This window comes from Bartonella sp. MM97QHHN, assembly GCF_042194285.1.
Classification (GTDB): Bacteria; Pseudomonadota; Alphaproteobacteria; order Rhizobiales; family Rhizobiaceae; genus Bartonella.
Genome location: NZ_JBHIMS010000060.1, coordinates 15,613 through 34,850, shown reverse-complemented (window position 1 = coordinate 34,850; position 19,238 = coordinate 15,613). Strand labels below are relative to the sequence as shown.

Below are 19,238 nucleotides of genomic sequence, written 5' to 3'. Positions count from 1 at the left end.
CAAATATTGATTTTTATTCTGTGAAAAATTAATTAGCCAGAATTAACAAGAAAACAGGGCTTTCTAGCCACGCTTCAAGTTCACATTTTGCTGAATTTTTGGGGATATTTTTGAATTTTAGACACAATACAACTAGTGCAGTGACGTCATTAAATACGATTTTTTACACTATGTCAACAAAAAAATCATGATCTTGTATTTTTTTATTTTAAAATAGAATATATAGAATTTTCTAAAACATTTTAGATTTTATAAATTATTGTGAAATTATTATAGGAGGGAAAGGCAATGACAGGTTCAGAAATATTAGATGCCATGTATATAGTATCAATGATAGTTATATCCCTCTTAACTATAGCGTTTTGTTTGCCTGCCGCCTTTTGATTTTCATTAATAGTTTGCGGATCATATGCAATTACACGCTTTTGCAAAAAAATCGAGAGTGAGAAATTTTTCCAGATTGATGAGCTAAATATTAAGCTCGTGACGGGCTGCTGTTGCCAAAAAAGCAGATCTTGTTAAACCTCTCTTTTGTGCACAATTATCAATTGCACGTAAAAGCCCTCGTTCAATTGATATATTTGTGCGTATGACTTCTGAATCATTTTCAATAAAAGGAACTTGTATTAAAAAAGCTCCTTCTGACAAAGCTGTTTTGACAGATTCCCGTTGTATGACTTCTTCAAATTTTGAAGGAATAGGCACTCTATCTACATCTTCACAATAAAGTTGGAGTGCTTCTGTTGCATTTGCTATTAAATTTTCTTCCTCATCAGCAGCAGAAAAAAGTCCCTCAAAATCAGGAAACTGAACACCAAAAGCAGAGTCTTCATCTTTATGAACAAGAGCAAAAAATCTTTTCATTCTTCTTCTCCTTCTTTTAACCAGCCTGCTTGTTGTGCGATAGAACGTGCTGTACCAATCGGAAGATTTTTTTTAGGATGTGGAACGATAACAACCTTATCATCTTTTTTTAATTTATGATGAGAACCTTTCACTTTGATAAGTTCAAAGCCATCACGCTTTAATTTTGTAATGATTTTTCGGCTATCTTGTTCCATTCCCCTCATGATGTGTAAATATATACACATTTTAATGATTTTTCATCTGATGTCAATTCTTTTTTAACGGCTAAAATGTTTATAAAGCGCATTAAGAGCAATGCGCAATGAAAGCACGGTGTGGTAGTGATTGATCTTCTATGACAAGATACTGTAATGCGGCATGAAGGTTATATTGACGGTGTAAACATTGAGCTTCTTGAACAACATCTTTTACAGCTAAAAGACGTTGTGTTGCCTTCTGTACCCATTTCTCTCTTGCTCCGTTATCAGAAGTTGTAGGCATTTCATCATAAATTGCATTAGGCAATCCTTTTGCACATAGGTAATTGTTTTTCACTTCAAGATATTTTTGCGCAGCATCATATTGGTCTTAATTGATTTCGCCTTGCAAATAAAGCCGCCCGATATAGGTACTGGAAAGTGGATTTTTAGCCTCTTCTATGGTCAAGCCAAAGCGTTTGGCACGCATTTCAAGTGCCAATTTATCCATGGGTTCATGCGGTGTTTTTGCTCGTGAGATGCGTCCGTTTGGTTCTCTTATGCATCCTTTAATCCGAGGACGACCACGTTTTGCATGTTTTTTTCTTTTAGCCATATTTTTTCAATCAGAATGGGACGCTATCGTTAAGAGCTGTTCTATAATCTTGAGCACCTGAAGCGATAGCATAATTTTGAGAAGTAATGGGTGAAGGGGTAGGGGATGCCGATTGATCTTTCTTTGCATCAAGCAAATACAATTCACCTTTGAATTGTGGTAAGACAATCTCTGTTGTGTAACGGTCATGCCCATTTTTATCTTGCCATTTGCGTGTCTGTAATTTTCCTTCTATGTAAACCTTTGAACCTTTGTTTAGATATTGAAGTGCAATTTTTGCTAAATGTGGATTAAAAATCACAACTGAATGCCATTCAGTTTTCTCTACTTTTTGATTGGTTTTTTTATCTGTATAGCTCTCAGAAGTCGCTATACTAAAATTGACTATTTCTGCTCCAGAAGTCATGGTTTTGCTTTCGGGATTAGCACCAAGGCGTCCGATTAATGTCACTTTGTTTAGCATGTTTTAGTTACCTTAAATTTGTATTTTAATATGTAAAAAATCTTAGCATAATTTTATTATTTTTTCAATTATTTCAAAATGATAATATTGTTTTTTAATATATAAAATTATGTTTTAAGGCGCCCTTTGATAAATAATCAATTGACATAAATGCATGGTGTATAGTATCAAGTATCAAGAGGGTATATATGGCAATCGTTAGTTTTAAGCATAAAGGATTGAAATTATTCTTTGAACGAGGAGTCTGCAAAGGCATACAACCCGCGCATGCTAAAAAATTAGCAAACATTTTAGTAATTTTAGATACAATATCCGCGCCTGAACAAGTTACTCTTAAATCGTATCGTCTACATGCGCTTACGGGCAATTTAAAAGGTTACTGGTCAATGCGTGTCAATGCAAATTGGCGTGTTACCTTTCGTTTCATTGGGACAGACGTTGAACTGGTTGATTATCAAGATTACCATTGAGTTTTGAGGTGTTATTATGATGTACAATCCTCCACACCCTGGCGGCATTTTGAAAGAAGAATTGCTTAATGAATTAGGGTTAACAGTAACAGAAGCTGCAAATCGTCTTGGTGTTGCACGTTTAACTTTATCCCGCGTCTTAAACTGTCATGCAGCGATTAGCATTAATTTAGCTTTACGGTTAGAAAAAGCGGGTTTAAATGATGCGGAATTCTGGCTTAAATTGCAACAAAAGTATGATTTGTGGCAAGCTCGGCATAACAGCCCAATCCCACATATTTCACCTCTAGAGCAAGTAGGGCATCTTTAAAAATACTTAGTCCATCTTTCTTCACACCTAGAGGTCATGTTCTTTAAAATCAAGCAACCCACGATAGTTTTTTATGCTCTTGTTGATTGCATCTATGAACGTTGAGAAGAGACAACGTAATCTGAACAGTTTTATAAAATCGGAATTTTACTATGGCTTTTTAACTGAGCACTGTAGTGTGTAAATAGATATGTTTATTAAATTGCGTGTACGTAACATAAGAAACAATACACAAACTAAAAAAGAATACCAAAGAGCAATATCTGAGTACCAAAGTACAGTATCCAATGGAAAAGAAAGCTTATACTCCACGTACTTAGAAATAATAGGCAAAGAAACAATTTCCTTATAACTATTTGGGAAAATTAAAACGACAAGCGCTAAACTTATTAGCTTTAAAAGTCTGTGCATATACTGTTGTAAATCACGTGTTAGTTTCACCCAACCTGTTGTATTTCCGCATTTGTATTTTGGATTGTTCTGCAACTCAAAAGGAATATGAGAATTGCATAAAATTGCAAAAACCGCTGTGACTATTACCAAAGAAACAGATGCAAATGTCAAAATACTTTGAATAAAGTAGGGATTTTTTTTAATTCCTAAAAAACCTCTGCTCCGTCCCCCCCAAGGAACATAACCAACAGCTGTTGCAACAAACTCTTTTTGCATTGGTTGTTTACGCTTTTTTAAGAACAGGTCTTTTAATATTCTCATGTTTTTAGTCCATAATTTTACCAATTGGTCTATTTACCTCAAATCAGACCGTACAGAGCGTTTTGTGTTTTTAATTGTAGTAAAAAAACTTCAAATCTCTTTGTACGGTGCCTTTTTGTCGGTTTAAACACATATCTAATCCCAAAATGATCAGCGCTTTTCACTAGTTTACTAACCTGCAATGTATTTCACTGTTCCCCAAGACCATTTAAATTCCTTCAAGCTTTTGCTTTTCAACCAACGTGAGTGGTTTTGAATTCTCTCTCATTGCCTTTTCTTTCAGCCTTTTTTCACGGGTGTTCAAAACAGCCTTGCGTACATTTTCGGCTTTTGAAAGAAGGGTGTTTTCTACTGTCTGGTAATAAGTTAAAAGCTCTCCACAAGTTGGCATAAATGTTTTTGATATCCCAATTGCTTGACCCGTTACGATATTTTCGACGCCCTTTTTCATAGCATATGACGAAATGCGGTCCAGCATCATGCCATAGGATAAAACGACGGCTTTGGCGTCTGTATTCGCAGGGACTCTCATGCTTGAGAGTAGGAAAGAAGTTTGCTCAATTTGATTAACTGAAGCTTTCACAGAAAGCAACGCTTGTAGATGATTCAAGCATCTAAGGTTTGCGCCTCCTCCTGTTTAGTCAATGTATTCCCAGCTTTCAGCGTCAATGGATGCCCCGGACTGATCATTTCCATAATCTTCTCCAGATGAGAGATGATCTCTGAGTTCGTTGAAGCCCTCTGCAAACTGTTCTGTAAAAGTTTTATGAGTGAATTTTCCATAATGACCACCTAACCGTTTTTCCTGTTCTAATCTTGCTTTTTTCTTTTCTAGCATTCCGATAGGACTTGTGACCCAATTGTACCAAGTCCTTTACCAATCCCGTTTGTTTGCATTTTTATTTGGATTTGCTATCCAGTAATTTGTGAACCGTTCGAACTCTAACAGCGCCTCATCATGGGTTAAGCCTTTATCGATTGCGTATTGCAAATTAGGTTCAAAATCCTCAGGTAAGCGAAAATCATCTTTTGATTTAGTCCGCTTCGCTTTTTGGGGAACGTTCTTTTGCTTGTGATTGGGAGGTTGGTTTTCTACATCCGTTGTGATTTGCTCTGGTTGGCTTCCGCAAGCATAAATCTCTATTGACTCATGAACCTGTTCGTTTGTTTCTAAATTTTCAGAACAAATTTCTTTTTTGCTAATACGATAGTATTAGTTTTTTATTATAACTGTTATTGTTTATGTTATATATGGGCATCATTAAGCATTGCTTTAGCATCGTTAAGCATACCACAAGCATCATTTGTATGTTTATCCCATCTTGCCTACGCTGCTTTCTTTGCTCTCTCTGATAACGTCTTTGACCGTGACGTCTTCGATACCTTCTCTAAACTCTCATTAGAGTTATTGAGTTCTTCTTCAACTTTTAAACTCCATAAACACCCATCGTCTAAACGTTTGATATGACCTGTGCTTATTAAAACTTCTAACGCTTTCATAAACATTTTTACTGAACAGCCAGTGTAATCAGCCCGGACCTTCATATTATTAAAAGTGGTTTTCCAGTATAAAGCATTTGCAAGCGTAACTTTATGTAAACTTTGCACTCAAAGGGAGATAAACAAGCAAGATCAAGAATCCATTTATCTGCAAATAGCCTCCGTCCACGGTAATTTATTGGACATGTATACCCCCCTTCTTTCATTAAATATAAAATTGCTAAAGCATCTGCTTCGTTGTCGTCTTTAGGCGTATGTCCTTTTGCACACACCGCCTTAATCATTTTTTCTTTTGAGGCGTTACCTTTTCCTGTTGTTGCCTTCTTAATTGTGCCAACAGGAATGCCTTCATATGGTATCTGATGATGTTCACACCACGCTGTTAAGGTTGCTAGAAAGCCCCCGTAAATATGAGAAGCGTCTGTACCTACATGCCGGCGTACCTCTTCAAAATACACTGCGTCAATTTCATCAACGGACCTTTTTAGTTCAGTAAGCCATCGTTTAAAGCGTAAATAACGCATACCACCGCCTTCAAAACGGCGTGATTGAAAATCTTCTGTATCGCTTGTTATGTGACCATCAGCACCACGATCGCCCAGCCTGTCTTGGTCCCTAGATCAAGACATAAAATAGTTGGTGCGTTAGTGATCATAATCCCCCCTTAAGGCACTACGTATTTATGCGTGCGCATGGTGACGCGTAATCTATTAATTTTGTCTCTTTATTTAATGCCTGTTTAAGAATGTGAATGATGCTGTTGATGTTCATTACTATCTGTAGAAGCAGCAATAAAAGCAGATTGTAAGATAATTTAGAATCACATGATTGCGTCCTATAAAAAAACGAGAAAAAGTCTTCTGCCTTAATCGGTGCTCCAATTCTTTTAGCTTCATTCAAAAGAATTGGGATATGTTTTGTTGGAATTCTTCCACCAGTTCCACCTTTTGATATAGGACGGAACCAGGCATACACGCGTGTTCTATGAACCCCAAGCAGCTGAGATACTACCCTACGAACCCCACCTAACAGATTTATTATTTCCGAAGATTGTTTCATAGTACATTATGTAGCGATTATAAAAACAATGTTAAGAAAGAAAATTAATAATGAAACCACATGTTGCTAAATTAGAAAATGACGATTGTATACAACGTACCTACAATAAAGATATGACAATAAGTATCTCACAATGGTTGCAAAATGCCTTATCTGAAGCTGGATTAAGCCAATCAGAGCTTTCAAGACAGCTAACCGCTTCTTTAGGTCGCTCGATAGATCGTGCTGCCGTCAATAAAATGCTAAAAGAAACAAGAGATATTTCTGCTCGAGAATTATTAGAAATATCAAAGCTTACCGGTGCTTCTATTCCTCCTAATCACTTAGTTCCTTTGATTGGATCTGTAGGAGTCGGAGGAGAAATAATCGCAATAGATTCTGGTTGTCTAGAAGAAGTAGAAGCCCCGCCATCTGCTCCTAAAGGAACTGTTGCTGTTCGCGTGGTAGGTGATTCTATGTTTCCAGCCATTGAAGAAGGAAGCCTTCTTTTTTATTCCTATCATTTGCCACCAGAGGATCTTATTAACAACCGCGCTATCATAAAAACTAAATGTGGAAAAGTTTACATCAAAGTATTACGTCTCGGGAAAGAAAAAGGGAAATGGGTTTTATCCAGTATAAATGGAAAATATGCTGATATCGTAGATGTAGAATTAGAATGGTGTGCACCTATCGACTGGATTAAACCAGCCAGAATATGAATTAATATTTTTATACTTCTCTTCAAGCAAGCCTTTAGTTTATTACTTTTAAAAAAATTTTTAAAATCGCTACATTGGTATCCATAAACCACGCACAAACAATCGCCAAGAGGTGTTAGGGAGGGGAAATTATGGATAAGCAAATTCTTATAAATTCTGATAAAATTTTATTAGTTGTCTATAATGATGATCAAAACATTGGTCGGTCAGGACCACTTGATGAAAGCCAAGTTCTAAAAATTATTGACGAGGCAAATAATGAAATCCAAATCTTTCGCATCAATCCTTCTTAAAAGAGCTGCGAAGATATATCTGAAGATATCGCAGAATTTTATCTTAGAGAACGTGAAGAACAGTGTTTTAACGGAAACATACCTCATGACGTTATTTTACACATCACAGCATACGTTTTTTTAGACGATATAAAACAGCATGAATATGACGATGCAATGTATGATTCTTACGAACAACAACACCGTTTGCATCCTTGTGATGTGCTTTAAATTCTGAAGGGCGCATTTAAAAGCGCCCCCCTTTCATTCATCAATCCCATCAACATGAGGTTCGTAATGGAAAAGCCTATTGCTATCCAGCACAATACAATCAAACACGAAACCGTTCAAACGGTCAACGCACGTGAGTTACATGAATTTTTGGAAATAGGGAAAGATTTCTCTACTTGAATTAAGGATCGTATTCATCAATATGAATTTGAAGAGGAAAGTGATTTTATAAAAACACAAGATTTGCGGTCCACAAAATTGGGGAGCGCAAAATCTAGAGCTGTTACAGCCATAGACTATCACCTCACATTAGACATGGCAAAAGAGCTTGCCATGGTAGAGCGTAATAAAAAAGGTAAACAAGCCCGTCAATATTTTATTGAATGTGAACGGCGTGCAAAGAAACCTTTAGACCTTGCAAACGCTTTAGAAGACCCTCTCTTTGTGAAAAAAACTGCTTTTAGAAAGTGTCACACAATTAGAGATTTTAAAAGTGAAGTGAGTATCCTTAAACCCAAAGCAGCTGCTCTTGAAAGTTTGCAACGTCACAACGGACTCTTCGGTCTTACAGAAGCCGCTAAAATACTCGAGATACAACCAAAACAATTCATTTTCTTCTTACAGCAAAAAGGGTGGTTTTACAGACGAGCAGCAGGTGGAAATTTGCTACCGTATCAAGACAAAATCCAAAAGCAACTTATGGATTGTCCGACCATCACACTTCAAACCGCAAATGGAATAGAAAAAGTTGTACCAGCAGCAGAAGGCATTGGTTTGCTGTTTCAAGAGCTTATAAAGACAAAGCATGCATTAAGAGCAACAATCATGGAAAAGAAATACGAAATGACTGATGAAACAATAGAGTTTGCTGGAAAAACTCTTCACTGAATTAAAGCCTTAAGAGATTTTGATGCTGTTAAAGCAGGAGACCTAGGCGGCTTTATACAAAAAGAAGACAACCTCAGTCATGATGGTAATTGCTGGGTAGGTGATGATGCAAAAGTTTATGGTTATGCCAAGGTTTTTGGTGATGCTTATATTGATAACATTTCTGGTATTTATGAAAATGCATGTGTTTTTGGTAGTGAATCTGTTACCAGAGAAACTAATATTTTTGGCAATGCGCAGATTTTTGGACATATTCGTGTTTTTGCCAATGCACAAATCTACGAAAATGCACAGGTTTCTAGTGTTGCATTTATTAGTAGAAAAGCTAAAATTTATGACAGTCCATTGATTTCCATCAGAGCAAAAGTTGGAGGAAATGCCAAAATCTATGGTTATGCATTTATTCAGGGAACGCAGAGATCATCAATGATGAAATCATCACAAAGGGCGAGAGGCAATAAACCATGGAAAAAAATACGAATTTACTGATGAAATAGACATTCTCTATCGTCGCCCAGTTCGTTGCATGCGTGCACTGAGAGACTTTGGAAACGCTTGTGTTGAATCCAATGCACATATTTTCGATAATACGCAAGTTTACGGAATAGCCGAAATTCACGGCAATGCAATATTTGTGAAAAAGCTCATATTGGTGGTGATGCTGTTGTATGTGGTAACACATGTATTTCAAGCAACACATATATTAGTTATAATAGAAAAGCCGAGAACATATCCCTAGGAAAAGACAGAGCGTATAAGCCCTTTCTAACAGCCAAACCAGCCTTTTAAAACATGCGTGATTCACGCCACACGTGAATTGCGCGTAATGGAGGAAATCAAAATGAGTGAACAAAACACTAACCTAATAGAAATTGAAGAAACACATCATTTAGCCGTCGAACAAACTGCTATGGAATGTATTTTAAATAAAGCCTTAGAAAGTGACGTCAGTATTGACCGCTTAAAGCGTCTTCTTGATTTAAGAGAAAAAGAAATAGAACGACAAGAGCGCCAAAACTTTGTCCGTGATCTTTCTGCTATGCAAACAAAATATCAAAATATTGAAAAAACTCTACAATCACCCATACAAACAGCAAATACGCTATGCTTGATCAGTACATTGATGCTGTAAAGGACGGGTTTGCAAAATACAACTATATTAAACATTAAACAGAAAAAAACGTTACCATAGAAATAATTCTGTCTCATCCTTCAGGAAATCAAATCTCAACAGAAGGAACATTTCCAATTGACAGTACAGGCTCTAAAAATAACATACAATCAGTTAGTTCTACACTTACCTACGCACGGAGATACCTGTTAGGCATGCTTCTTAATGTAGCAAGTAAAGAAGACGATACAGATGGTCAACCGCAAATCAAAGAAGGCGATACAAATAATCAAAAAGTTTCCTCTAAACAGATAAAGCAAATCGAAGAATTAATTAAAGAAACAGGGACAAATGAAAGTAGTCTTCTTTATTTTGCAGAAGCAGAAAAACTAACAGATATGTCTTGTAAAAAAGCAGAATTGGTTTTGGGGCATTTGGAAAGAAGAAAAAATATTCAAAAAGAAAAAGCTCTACAATCGCTCCCATCACAAGAGCAACAAACAGCGGTGTGAGATGGAACAAAGAACAGCAGAATGGTTCCAAGCGCGCTTGGGTAAAGTCACCGCATCAAATATTTACAGCGTACTCAGTAAGACAGCAAAAGGATTGCCTACGAGCAAATATGAAGACTACAAAATCAAACTCATNAACGGCGGTGTGAGATGGAACAAAGAACAGCAGAATGGTTTCAAGCGCGCTTGGGTAAAGTCACCGCATCAAACATTTACAACATACTCAATAAAACTACAAAAGGATTGCCTACGAGCAAATATGAAGACTACAAAATCAAACTCATAACAGAGCGCTTAACAGGCGAAACAAGCCCTTATTATGAAACTGAAGATATGAGATGGGGTATTGAACATGAAGATGATGCCTTGAGAGAATATGGCTTCATTTATGATGCCAATATAACAAAGTGCGGCTTTATCCAACACCCCACAATAGAAATGGCGGGGGCTAGCCCCGATGGTCTCATTGGAGAAGACGGTTTAATCGAAGTCAAATGCCCGAGATCAGTAACACATATGCGCTTTTGTATAGGTGACGAAATCAAACCAGAATATCACGCACAAATGCAATTCCAAATGGCTTGTACAGGACGAAAATGGTGTGATTTCGTAAGCTATGACCCACGTTTTACGGGGGAATTCTTTCACTTACGCATGAAAGTCAAGCGTGTTCTCCGTGATGATCAACAAATTGAACAGATCAATCAAGCTGTTGAAACCTTTTTAGCAGAGATAGAACGAGAGATACAACAACTCTCAACAAAAGCTGCTTAACCTTATGGGGGTGTTTTGTTCCCCGCATATCTACGAGCACCCCCACCCTTTCACATAAGGAAATTAAACGTGTGTAACATCGAACATATTATCATACAGCCTGCTAAAGATGAGGAATTTTGTTTTTTTACCATTGGCTATGAAGGTAAGTCCCTTGAGAATTATCTTAGTTGTCTCATAGAAAACAATATCAAAACTTTATGTGATGTTCGTAAAAATCCAATAAGTAGAAAACACGGATTTTCAAAAAGACAATTAGAGCAAGCTGTAAACAACATTGATATTGAATATATGCATATGCCTGAACTTGGAATTGCTTCTGAAAAACGAAGAAATTTGAAAACACAAAAAGATTATGACCGCCTTTTTAAAAATTATCGAAATACAACTCTCAAGAATAATTCTTGTGCAATAAACAAATTATATCAAATTTTTTTAAACAAAAAGCGCGTTGCAATCACCTGTTTTGAAGCCAATGTATGCATGTGTCACAGAGGATAACTCGCATTAGCTCTCACTCAATTACCTGATTGGAAATATGAAATTAAGCACCTCTAAAAAATAAACTTGCAGATTTTTAAAAACTGGAGTGCTCCACATGCCTCCCAGCACCCCCGCCCATTTAATTAATATAAAAAAGAGAAAGGTAATAAGATGATATTTGATGATGGAGATGGATATGTAATAACACGTGAGTGTGCAAAGTTTTTTAGTGTATCCACAACCACGATTCGTAATTAGGTGCTTCAAGGAGGGGCCAGAGCTATATAAGCTAGGGAGAGCAGTGAGATGGAGAAAGAAAGAGATCTTATCCTTCACTCCAAAGAAAAATAAGGAATAAATTAGCTAAAGTTGTATAAACCGTAGAAGGTGGTCTAAAAGTTGATCTTAAAATAGCTCTTTAAATAAAAAATCTATATATTTAATATGTTAAAGATACAAANTTGAACCAGAAAGCCTTTCCAAAGTTGAAAGAGCTGCCCGTTTTTTGTTTCTCCAACGTTGTGTGATGTATGGGAAAAAAGAGTATGTCTCTTTTGGCTTTGGAAGGAAAAAGCCTATAGCATTTAATCCCGATAAGCTGTTATCAAGGATGCGACGTGTTAGACAGAAGCTTCTTGATACGACAATCTTAAATTTGTCGTGGGAACGGGTTATCGAGCTATTTGATGCACCCGACAGTTTATTTTACCTAGACCCGCCTTATCTTGTGAAGAAGAAGTGTTATAGCTCTGGGAATTTTGTTGAAGATGATTTTGTGAGTATGGCAAAAGTTCTCAAAAGCATACAAGGCAAATTTGTCTTGAGTCTCAATGATTGTGATGCGGTTCGAGAGATTTTTAAGGATTTTGACTTTTTAGAATTAGAGACCCTTTGGACCTCTGGTTTTGCTAAAAAACCACCCCGAAAAGAACTCTTGATTCGTAATAATTAGAGAGACGTGTTGCAAAATCCTATTCCCTCACTTTTATTTACGCGTCCCTCACTGTAAAAAATATATGGAAAATCAATAAATTATTTTGGATAAAAAAGAGTATGGTGCCCAAAAGAGGACTCGAACCTCCACGCCTTACGGCACAGGTACCTGAAACCTGCGCGTCTACCAATTCCGCCATCTGGGCTTATAAAATTCATCTAAGCGCATGAAGCAACTCTGTCAATAAAATTATAGAATTTATTTTTTCAGCTTAAAACGATAGCATTGAACTTTTAAGGGAGATCATGATTTTAGAAGTTTAAGGTGTGAGGACTGTCTTTGATAAAATTGTTGAATCCGGATTAAATGTGTAAATAATAGGAATGCCGGTCGCTAATTCTTGAGATATAATTTCCTCACCGGAGAGACCTTCAAGCGCCATAATAAGAGCACGAAGAGAATTTCCATGTGCTGCGATCAAAACAGTTTGGGAGCGCAAAATATAAGGCTGGATATGGTAAAGATAATAAGGCCAGATGCGCGCACCGGTATCGCGTAGGCTTTCTCCATTCGGCGGCGCAATCGTATAGGAGCGGCGCCACATTTGCACTTGCTCCTGCCCCCATTGTTGGCGTACTTCATCTTTATTTAAACCAGAAAGATCACCATAATTACGTTCATTTAATGCGGGATTTTTTATCACTTCTAAATCTGATTGTCCCATTTGCTCTAAAATGTGCTGAGCGGTTTTTTGAGCTCGCTGTAAGGCAGATGTATAAGCGATATCAAATCTCAAACCATATTCTTTCAGTTTTTTTCCTGCTGCTATCGCTTCTGCATGACCTTTTTCTGTTAAATCGGGATCTTTCCAACCGGTAAAAAGGTTTTTGAGATTCCATTCACTTTGTCCATGACGAATTAGTGTAAGTATGCGTCCCATTATAAATTGCCTCTATTCTATTGATTGTTTAAAATTTATCGTTCAATCCCAAAACATCGAACATTGAATAAAGACCGCTTTCATGATTTTGTGCCCATAAAGCTGCTTTTAATGCGCCATTGGCAAAGATAGAGCGTTCTTGCGCTGTGTGTGAAAGAACAATGCGCTCATTGGGACCAGCAAAAATGACACTGTGTTCTCCAACAACTGTCCCACCACGTGAACAAGAAAAGCCAATGGTGCCTTTTTTGCGTTTACCTATATGACCATTGCGTTCGTTGACACGCACATTTTTAAGCATAACATTGCGCCCTTCAGCTGCTGCTTGGCCAAGAAGAAGGGCTGTTCCAGAAGGAGCATCAACTTTGTTAGCGTGATGCATTTCATAAACTTCGATATCAAAATCATCGGCTTCTAATGCTTTAGCGGCTTTCTTTACAAGGTTGGCTAAAAGATTTATTCCAAGGCTCATATTCCCGGATTTGACAATAGTTGTATATTTCGCAAAATCTGCAATTTTTTCTTCTTCTGTTTTGCTAAATCCTGTGGTGCCAATAATATGGACAAGGCTTTTTTGAGCAGCGTAGTTAGCATAAAGAATACTGGCTTCTGGTTGTGAAAAATCTAAAATACCTTCTGTATTAGAAAAGGCATTTTCGGGATTGTCAGTGATACTAATCCCAAGAGAATCTGAACCAATTAATGCACTGGCATCTTTTCCTACAAACGGTGAGCCTTTACGTACAAGAACAGCACAAAGCTCTACATCTTTCCTCTGCTGGATTGCTGTAATGAGTTCACGTCCCATTCTTCCATTTGCACCAACAACTGTAAGGCGCATTTTTATCTCCTTATGATACTTTACTGTGCAGTATAGGCAAATTCTTGCCTTCTTTCCAATGGTTCTTTTTCTTTATAGAAAATTTTTTTCCTGCTTTAATTTATCTTGTTGTGCTGTAAAACACTGTCGTTTAGAGCAAGTGATATAAGATCTACAAATTTAAATAGAGATGTTTTTCGTTAGAGTGTGTGATGAATATTCTTAAGTAAGGTTTGCTTATGAAACCTAATGAAGATTGTGTATTACTTTACGCTTTTGTTTCTTTCGTTCTTTAAAGGAGAGCGTTCTTCATGCAAAATAAGATCTTCCAAACAAAATAGACCTATATTGTCAATTCATGCGCTTTTCTTAAAGAAATATATTTATCAATTCTTCTAAACTTATTTTATGATAGTGCTCGTGAGTGGTATCACGAGAGAGTATCCATGAATAATATAAAATCTATTTTGCGCCACTATCTTTATGCTTCATGAATAGAGCAAATCAGCATTATCATACGTTTTGTTAGCCTTTAATGTTTTAACAATTCTTGGCACTTAGTCATTTTCACTCATCAATTCCATTTGTGACGCATAAGAAAACGATTATTTATCATTGTATATCAATATGTTATACATAAATAAAATCACGTAAAAAGGAGTAAAAACAAGGGGCTAACAAGAAGTTGGATTGTTTACACACGAGAGTTGGCCGGATTCTTCATCTTTTAGGAAAGTCAGTTGAAAAAATTGTTATGTTGTAAAAAACGCATGATGAGGCTTTGTTTATTATAGAGAAAATAGGATATATATTATGCAATGCGTTTTTTCATATATTGGGAAGAATGGAGTATAACATGCGTTAAGTATTGTTATTTTATTTGCCTAGCTTCCAATGATGCTACAGTTCTTGTATTTAAAGAGAGTCTTTAAAATCCTTTCTTAAGTATTTTTTATCCCTGTGCTGATCTTTTTTGTGACACGATAAGAAAGTGATTTTTGTGATTCAATTATAATGGGTTTTATTCTCTGTTTAATGCGATCATAAATCAATGTATTATTATATTGTTTATACGCATGCATAAAAATTCATAAACCTATAAATATCCTTTAGATAGAATATCACTTTTATTTTTGTTTGTGAGAGAAGGCTAGAAATCAAGATCTGCATAGTGAGCACTTGCAACAATTCCGCGGACGCGATCTGTTAAAAGAGAACGAAAAGAAGGGCGTGATTTAATTCTCATATACCAGTCTTTGGCAGCAGGAGATTGTTCCCAGTCAATTTCCCCTAGAAAGTCAAGTACAGAAATAGAGGCTGCTGCTGCTAGATCTGCATAGGACAAGGCAGAACCGACTAAGCTATCGCGAGAGGCGCAGAGCCAATTGAGATAGTTCATATGTGGTAAAATATTGGCACGTGCATTGCGTAAAATTTGTGAATTAGGAGCACCACCGCCAATGGCAAGTGGCATTTCACGTTTATGGATTCGTTCTCGTACGATATGGCGCGTTGCTTCATTTTCGAATTTATTTAAGAACCAGTCATTGAGACGGCGTACTTCCGCACGATCTAAAGGATTTTCCGGAAAGAGCTTATTTTCTTGTCGTAAACTTCCATGTGTTTCGTCTAAATATTCGCAGATAACAAGAGGACCTGATAATGGAACCTCGTGTTCATCGAGAAAAACAGGAACATGACCAGCGGGATTGAGGGCTAGAAATTCGTGTCTTCTTGCCCATTCATATTCTTCAATCAGTTGAATAGTTACACCATATTCCCCAAGAATGAGGCGTATGAAGCGCGAGGCAGCGGATAGGGGAGAGTGAAAAAGTGTCAGCATAATTTACACTATCAAATAGAGTTGAAGAGAATTCTTTCAAGTAATCATTTTTATAAAGATGCTTGACTAGAAGTACAAGATCATTAGTAGCTGCTAGTAATTATAATTAATAAATTGTTAATGACTAGGAATTGTTCTCTTATGCGATGGTTTGCAAAATGGCAGCACGTAATTCCTCTAAACCGATAGCTTTTTCTGAAGAGGTTACAAGAAGCTCAGGATAAGCTGCTGAGCGTTTAAGAAGCTTTGTTTGTGTGCTCATAATTAATTTTTCCAAGGCATTTGATTTGATTTTATCGCTTTTTGTCAAAACAATGTGATAAGAAACAGCTGCTTTATCAAGGAGAGCAAGAACATCTTCATCATTATTTTTAATTCCGTGCCGTGAATCAATCAAGATATATACACGTTTTAACGTTGTGCGCCCCCGTAAATAGCTAAAAATCAAATTTGTCCACGCATCAACAAGATTTTTAGGAGCAGCAGCAAAACCATAACCAGGCATATCTACTAATGCTAGAGGGGGAAGGTCTCCTAGTTGCCCACTGAATCCATCGGGGACAAAATAATTAAGCTCTTGAGTCCGTCCTGGTGTATTTGAGGTACGTGCTAAGCTTTTTTGTTGGACGAGTGCGTTGATTAAAGATGATTTTCCAACGTTGGAACGTCCTGCAAATGCAATTTCCGGTGGTCCTTCGGGGGGGAGAAAGCGTATTGCTGGTACACCACGAATAAAAATCCAATTACGAGAAAAAATTCCAGAAAGGGAAGAATCTCTTGTCATTCATGCACTTCTTTTTTGGGTGATCTTCTCCAGATGGCTTTCAGATTATCAAAAAGCTCAATTTTAACTCCTTGGCGCTTCATCATGATACCTTGCTGAATAATTGATAATATATTATTCCATGCCCAATAGATGACGAGACCAACAGGGAAAGAGGCGAGCATAAAAGTAAAGACAACAGGCATCCATGTGAATATCATCGCTTGGGTTTGGTCTTGAGGAGCAGGATTCATACGCATTTGTAAAAACATCGTTATTCCCATAATCAAAGGCCATGCACCAATCAGAAGAAATGTTGGCGTTGTATATGGCAAGAGACCAAACAAGTTAAAAAGAGAAGTTGGATCGGGTGCCGCTAAATCTTTAATCCAGCCAAAGAAAGGGGCATGGCGCATTTCAATGGTGATATAGAGAACTTTATAAAGAGCAAAGAATATTGGGAATTGAACCAACATTGGCCAACAACCAGCAAGGGGATTAATTTTTTCGGTTTTATATAGTTCTATTATTGCTTGTTGTTGCTTGGTTCTATCATCGGGATATTTTTCTTTTATTTCTAGCAACCGCGGTTGTAAAAGCTTCATGCGTGCCATAGATTTATAAGATTTATTGGCTAGAGGAAAAAGAAGAGTTTTTAAGAGCACCGTGACAAGAAGGATGGCGATACCAAAATTTCCTGTTTGTTTATAAAGAACATCAATGAGAGAAAACATTGGTTTGGTGATGAAATCAAACCAACCCCAGTCAATTAAAAGAGCAAACTTTTTGATTTTTAGATCATTTTGATAGTTATTAATAATTTCAACTTGTTTTGCACCAGCAAAAAGCCGATTTGTAATAGTTTTTGTTTCATTTGGAGCAATCGTTAAAAGCGATCCTAGCAAGTCAGACTGATAATGCGTTTGCAAACGATCAAAATAAATAAAACGGCTTGTATATTCTTTATTTTGCGGGGGAATAACTGCTACAGCCCAATATTTATCGGTAATACCAATCCAACCTCCTGTTACTTTGGAGAAAGTCATACTTTTCTGCCCATTATCAGGATTCGGGTCAAGCTCTGCTAAGGTTTTATATTTTTCAGTTTTGAGCGAATCTCCTGCAATACCTATCATACCTTCATGAAGTAAATAGGTTGCATTTGTATGTTCTGGTGGTGCTGCACGTGCAACGCGGGCATAGGATGAGAGATATATTGGTTGATCACTTTCATTGCTGATAGAATCTTCAATGGTAAACATGAAATGATCATCAACAGAAAGAATACGCCGGAAGATCTGTCCTTGTCCATTATTATAAATTAAAGTGATGGGTGTTGAAGGAGTCAGGATTGTATTGTTTCCCTCTATTTGCCATTGTGTATCCGATTGTGGCAAAGCTTTTGCTGGTAAAGATGCACTTGCAAAACCAAATTCAGCAAGGTAAGTCGTTTTGAAACCCTTAGGATTCAGCAAATCGATTTCCGGTGATTTTTTATCGACTGTTAAACGATATTTTTTGAGGTGAAGATCATCAAATTGTGCACCAACAAGATTAATAGAGCCTTCCAGTTCATTGGTTTTGATCGCAATACGCTTTGTTTTGGCCAATACAGCTTTCCGGATTTCAGGTGTCATTGGCTGTTCGATGATAGATGCTGCTTGATGCGTTGAGGTATCGTCAGAAAAATTCGTCGTGGTAGTAGAAAGGGTTGATTGTTGTTTTGACAATTGCTGTGCGATGACTTGTTGTTTTTGTAACTTTGCTTGTTTGGGAGCAACATGAAGAAATTGCCATGCGATGAGCACTACGAAAGATAAGCCAATAGCGATAAAGAAATTGCGGTTATATTCCATCCGTACACCCTTGTTGTTGTTGCTGATGTTTTATTTTTGGTTTTATTCGCCGATTTAATTCACTAATTAAGGATGTAAAAGGCGCATGTAACGCATCACGATATGCTACAATGACATAGTCTGTTCCTGCTTCCATGTGGTTTGTTACACCAACTCTTACGGCTTCACGCAAGCGCCTTTTGATACGATTACGTTTCACAGCATTACCGTTTTTACGAGTAACAGTGAAGCCTACACGTGCAACAAGAGAATCTTTTCTTTCTGTTGTTTGTTCACGAGATTTAACTTCGAGCAAAAATAAAGGACCACGCCGCTTTTCTCCTGTACGGACAGCCAAAAAGTCTGCTCTTTTGCGAATACGACAGGGATGTTTTTTCTTCATAAAAGAACATTTCGCAATTTCACTAAATGCCTGCAAGCAGGCATTAGAGGTTCATAACAAAAGTTTCACAACGAAGAAATGGTGAGCAATCCTCAACGGTTGTGAAAATTTAAATGGTTAAGCAGAGAGCCGCTTACGTCCACGAGCACGTCTTGCAGCAATAACTTTACGTCCTCCAGCTGTAGCCATGCGTGCACGAAACCCATGGCGGCGTTTACGGACAAGTTTAGAGGGTTGGTAAGTACGTTTCATTTATTTAAATACCGCGGAGTGCGGCCCTTCTTAATCTTCGTTTTATGAGCAGTTATGCGCGAGATGAACGATTTTATCATATCATACGGCTGTTAACCCATAAGGAAAAATATAAAAAAAGTCAATCTTAGATTGTTTTTCTGGCTCTTGAAAGAATACAAAACACCTTATAATTGTCTGTGATACTTTTTTTACGATACTGTAAGAGTGTCAGAAATAATGATTGAGTCTATAGAAAATAAATGACTAGGGCGTTAAAGAATTAAAGAAAGTATGACTGATTATTGTATACTCAATTTAA

Annotated in this window: 21 protein-coding genes, 1 tRNA gene and 6 pseudogenes; 11 read left to right on the top strand and 17 right to left on the bottom strand. The window is 37.0% G+C overall.

From position 1 onward, the window contains the following. Positions 1-468: 468 nt before the first annotated feature. The 4 genes and pseudogenes from ACFIJW_RS03175 to ssb form a co-directional block, all read right to left on the bottom strand. Positions 469-864: a type II toxin-antitoxin system HicB family antitoxin gene (locus tag ACFIJW_RS03175; RefSeq protein ID WP_375633257.1), complete on the bottom strand. Its 396-nt coding sequence runs from the start codon at positions 862-864 to the stop codon at positions 469-471. Next, entirely contained in the window at positions 861-1,061 is a 201-nt protein-coding gene (locus ACFIJW_RS03170; RefSeq protein ID WP_375633256.1) for a type II toxin-antitoxin system HicA family toxin, read from the bottom strand. Before ACFIJW_RS03170 ends, ACFIJW_RS03175 begins: the two co-directional genes overlap by 4 nt. A gap of 63 nt (positions 1,062-1,124) precedes the next feature. Then, positions 1,125-1,659, bottom strand: a pseudogene (locus tag ACFIJW_RS03165) (hypothetical protein). A gap of 10 nt (positions 1,660-1,669) precedes the next feature. Beyond that, positions 1,670-2,122 carry a single-stranded DNA-binding protein gene (gene ssb, locus ACFIJW_RS03160; protein ID WP_375633255.1) on the bottom strand — a complete coding sequence of 151 codons (453 nt, stop codon included), beginning with the start codon at positions 2,120-2,122 and terminating at the stop codon, positions 1,670-1,672. Positions 2,123-2,310: 188 nt separating this feature from the next. Between ssb and ACFIJW_RS03155 the strand changes: the two genes are divergently transcribed. Continuing rightward, positions 2,311-2,592, top strand: coding sequence for a type II toxin-antitoxin system RelE/ParE family toxin (locus tag ACFIJW_RS03155; protein ID WP_375633254.1), 282 nt, complete (start codon positions 2,311-2,313; stop codon positions 2,590-2,592). A gap of 16 nt (positions 2,593-2,608) precedes the next feature. Further along, on the top strand, positions 2,609-2,902 hold the full coding sequence (locus ACFIJW_RS03150) for a HigA family addiction module antitoxin (protein WP_375633253.1): 294 nt from the start codon (positions 2,609-2,611) through the stop codon (positions 2,900-2,902). A 150-nt stretch (positions 2,903-3,052) separates the two neighbouring features. Here ACFIJW_RS03150 and ACFIJW_RS03145 read toward each other — a convergent pair whose 3' ends face one another. The 4 genes and pseudogenes from ACFIJW_RS03145 to ACFIJW_RS03130 form a co-directional block, all read right to left on the bottom strand. Then, positions 3,053-3,616, bottom strand: coding sequence for a hypothetical protein (locus ACFIJW_RS03145; RefSeq protein ID WP_375633252.1), 564 nt, complete (start codon positions 3,614-3,616; stop codon positions 3,053-3,055). A 208-nt stretch (positions 3,617-3,824) separates the two neighbouring features. Beyond that, positions 3,825-4,226, bottom strand: coding sequence for a hypothetical protein (locus ACFIJW_RS03140; protein ID WP_375633251.1), 402 nt, complete (start codon positions 4,224-4,226; stop codon positions 3,825-3,827). Then, a complete protein-coding gene (locus ACFIJW_RS03135; protein ID WP_375633250.1) occupies positions 4,223-4,399 on the bottom strand; it encodes a hypothetical protein in 177 nt (58 codons plus the stop codon). The genes ACFIJW_RS03140 and ACFIJW_RS03135 overlap by 4 nt, the downstream gene beginning before the upstream one ends. A 911-nt stretch (positions 4,400-5,310) precedes the next feature. Then, a pseudogene (locus tag ACFIJW_RS03130) lies at positions 5,311-5,771 on the bottom strand (crossover junction endodeoxyribonuclease RuvC); the annotation flags it as partial. A 454-nt stretch (positions 5,772-6,225) separates the two neighbouring features. On the opposite strand from ACFIJW_RS03130, the gene ACFIJW_RS03125 reads away from it, so the two are divergent. Both ACFIJW_RS03125 and ACFIJW_RS03120 read left to right on the top strand, forming a co-directional pair. Continuing rightward, positions 6,226-6,876: a helix-turn-helix transcriptional regulator gene (locus ACFIJW_RS03125; protein WP_375618720.1), complete on the top strand. Its 651-nt coding sequence runs from the start codon at positions 6,226-6,228 to the stop codon at positions 6,874-6,876. Positions 6,877-7,007: 131 nt separating this feature from the next. Next, positions 7,008-7,169 carry a hypothetical protein gene (locus ACFIJW_RS03120; protein ID WP_375633260.1) on the top strand — a complete coding sequence of 54 codons (162 nt, stop codon included), beginning with the start codon at positions 7,008-7,010 and terminating at the stop codon, positions 7,167-7,169. Between the two features lie 103 nt (positions 7,170-7,272). Here the strand turns inward: ACFIJW_RS03120 and ACFIJW_RS03115 are convergent, their stop codons facing one another. Next, entirely contained in the window at positions 7,273-7,395 is a 123-nt protein-coding gene (locus ACFIJW_RS03115; RefSeq protein WP_375633249.1) for a hypothetical protein, read from the bottom strand. Positions 7,396-7,607: 212 nt separating this feature from the next. Here ACFIJW_RS03115 and ACFIJW_RS03110 point away from each other — a divergent pair, with 212 nt between their 5' ends. From ACFIJW_RS03110 to ACFIJW_RS03080, 7 genes and pseudogenes are all read left to right on the top strand, one after another. Then, positions 7,608-8,267, top strand: coding sequence for a phage antirepressor KilAC domain-containing protein (locus tag ACFIJW_RS03110; RefSeq protein WP_375633259.1), 660 nt, complete (start codon positions 7,608-7,610; stop codon positions 8,265-8,267). An 841-nt stretch (positions 8,268-9,108) separates the two neighbouring features. Then, positions 9,109-9,890, top strand: a pseudogene (locus ACFIJW_RS03105) (ERF family protein). A 1-nt stretch (position 9,891) separates the two neighbouring features. Further along, a pseudogene (locus ACFIJW_RS03100) lies at positions 9,892-10,011 on the top strand (exonuclease); the annotation flags it as partial. A 29-nt stretch (positions 10,012-10,040) separates the two neighbouring features. Next, positions 10,041-10,664, top strand: coding sequence for a lambda exonuclease family protein (locus ACFIJW_RS03095; protein WP_375633248.1), 624 nt, complete (start codon positions 10,041-10,043; stop codon positions 10,662-10,664). Positions 10,665-10,733: 69 nt separating this feature from the next. Continuing rightward, positions 10,734-11,165, top strand: a complete 432-nt coding sequence (locus ACFIJW_RS03090; RefSeq protein ID WP_375633247.1) for a DUF488 family protein — start codon at positions 10,734-10,736, stop codon at positions 11,163-11,165. Between the two features lie 153 nt (positions 11,166-11,318). Beyond that, positions 11,319-11,505 (top strand): annotated as a pseudogene (locus ACFIJW_RS03085) (helix-turn-helix transcriptional regulator). Positions 11,506-11,610: 105 nt separating this feature from the next. Continuing rightward, a pseudogene (locus ACFIJW_RS03080) lies at positions 11,611-12,099 on the top strand (DNA adenine methylase); the annotation flags it as partial. A gap of 102 nt (positions 12,100-12,201) precedes the next feature. On the opposite strand, the gene ACFIJW_RS03075 reads toward ACFIJW_RS03080, so the two are convergent. The 8 genes from ACFIJW_RS03075 to rpmH all read right to left on the bottom strand — a co-directional run bounded on the left by ACFIJW_RS03075 (position 12,202) and on the right by rpmH (position 18,937). Then, positions 12,202-12,286, bottom strand: a tRNA-Leu gene (locus tag ACFIJW_RS03075). A gap of 114 nt (positions 12,287-12,400) precedes the next feature. Further along, on the bottom strand, positions 12,401-13,021 hold the full coding sequence (locus tag ACFIJW_RS03070; RefSeq protein WP_375633246.1) for a 2,3-bisphosphoglycerate-dependent phosphoglycerate mutase: 621 nt from the start codon (positions 13,019-13,021) through the stop codon (positions 12,401-12,403). Between the two features lie 28 nt (positions 13,022-13,049). After that, positions 13,050-13,862 (bottom strand): 4-hydroxy-tetrahydrodipicolinate reductase, encoded by an 813-nt coding sequence (gene dapB / locus ACFIJW_RS03065; RefSeq protein ID WP_375633245.1) that lies wholly within the window; start codon positions 13,860-13,862, stop codon positions 13,050-13,052. Positions 13,863-14,991: 1,129 nt separating this feature from the next. Further along, complete coding sequence (locus ACFIJW_RS03060; protein ID WP_375633244.1) at positions 14,992-15,684, bottom strand: glutathione S-transferase family protein; 693 nt, start codon at positions 15,682-15,684, stop codon at positions 14,992-14,994. Positions 15,685-15,823: 139 nt separating this feature from the next. Continuing rightward, a complete protein-coding gene (gene yihA, locus ACFIJW_RS03055; RefSeq protein ID WP_375633243.1) occupies positions 15,824-16,468 on the bottom strand; it encodes a ribosome biogenesis GTP-binding protein YihA/YsxC in 645 nt (214 codons plus the stop codon). Further along, positions 16,465-18,303, bottom strand: a complete 1,839-nt coding sequence (gene yidC, locus ACFIJW_RS03050) for a membrane protein insertase YidC (protein ID WP_375633242.1) — start codon at positions 18,301-18,303, stop codon at positions 16,465-16,467. Before yidC ends, yihA begins: the two co-directional genes overlap by 4 nt. Continuing rightward, positions 18,293-18,685, bottom strand: a complete 393-nt coding sequence (rnpA, locus tag ACFIJW_RS03045) for a ribonuclease P protein component (RefSeq protein ID WP_015856278.1) — start codon at positions 18,683-18,685, stop codon at positions 18,293-18,295. The genes yidC and rnpA overlap by 11 nt, the downstream gene beginning before the upstream one ends. 117 nt (positions 18,686-18,802) lie before the next feature. Then, positions 18,803-18,937: a 50S ribosomal protein L34 gene (rpmH, locus tag ACFIJW_RS03040; protein ID WP_005864709.1), complete on the bottom strand. Its 135-nt coding sequence runs from the start codon at positions 18,935-18,937 to the stop codon at positions 18,803-18,805. Positions 18,938-19,238 lie beyond the last annotated feature (301 nt).

Bases quoted from the DNA above. Each gene is read 5' to 3' on its own strand.
- ACFIJW_RS03175 (WP_375633257.1), bottom strand. From the start codon at position 864: ATGAAAAGATTTTTTGCTCTTGTTCATAAAGATGAAGACTCTGCTTTT.
- ACFIJW_RS03170 (WP_375633256.1), bottom strand. From the start codon at position 1,061: ATGGAACAAGATAGCCGAAAAATCATTACAAAATTAAAGCGTGATGGC.
- ssb (WP_375633255.1), bottom strand. From the start codon at position 2,122: ATGCTAAACAAAGTGACATTAATCGGACGCCTTGGTGCTAATCCCGAA.
- ACFIJW_RS03155 (WP_375633254.1), top strand. From the start codon at position 2,311: ATGGCAATCGTTAGTTTTAAGCATAAAGGATTGAAATTATTCTTTGAA.
- ACFIJW_RS03150 (WP_375633253.1), top strand. From the start codon at position 2,609: ATGATGTACAATCCTCCACACCCTGGCGGCATTTTGAAAGAAGAATTG.
- ACFIJW_RS03145 (WP_375633252.1), bottom strand. From the start codon at position 3,616: ATGAGAATATTAAAAGACCTGTTCTTAAAAAAGCGTAAACAACCAATG.
- ACFIJW_RS03135 (WP_375633250.1), bottom strand. From the start codon at position 4,399: ATGGAAAATTCACTCATAAAACTTTTACAGAACAGTTTGCAGAGGGCT.
- ACFIJW_RS03125 (WP_375618720.1), top strand. From the start codon at position 6,226: ATGAAACCACATGTTGCTAAATTAGAAAATGACGATTGTATACAACGT.
- ACFIJW_RS03120 (WP_375633260.1), top strand. From the start codon at position 7,008: ATGGATAAGCAAATTCTTATAAATTCTGATAAAATTTTATTAGTTGTC.
- ACFIJW_RS03115 (WP_375633249.1), bottom strand. From the start codon at position 7,395: ATGCGCCCTTCAGAATTTAAAGCACATCACAAGGATGCAAACGGTGTT.
- ACFIJW_RS03095 (WP_375633248.1), top strand. From the start codon at position 10,041: ATGGAACAAAGAACAGCAGAATGGTTTCAAGCGCGCTTGGGTAAAGTC.
- ACFIJW_RS03070 (WP_375633246.1), bottom strand. From the start codon at position 13,021: ATGGGACGCATACTTACACTAATTCGTCATGGACAAAGTGAATGGAAT.
- dapB (WP_375633245.1), bottom strand. From the start codon at position 13,862: ATGCGCCTTACAGTTGTTGGTGCAAATGGAAGAATGGGACGTGAACTC.
- ACFIJW_RS03060 (WP_375633244.1), bottom strand. From the start codon at position 15,684: ATGCTGACACTTTTTCACTCTCCCCTATCCGCTGCCTCGCGCTTCATA.
- yihA (WP_375633243.1), bottom strand. From the start codon at position 16,468: ATGACAAGAGATTCTTCCCTTTCTGGAATTTTTTCTCGTAATTGGATT.
- yidC (WP_375633242.1), bottom strand. From the start codon at position 18,303: ATGGAATATAACCGCAATTTCTTTATCGCTATTGGCTTATCTTTCGTA.
- rnpA (WP_015856278.1), bottom strand. From the start codon at position 18,685: ATGAAGAAAAAACATCCCTGTCGTATTCGCAAAAGAGCAGACTTTTTG.
- rpmH (WP_005864709.1), bottom strand. From the start codon at position 18,937: ATGAAACGTACTTACCAACCCTCTAAACTTGTCCGTAAACGCCGCCAT.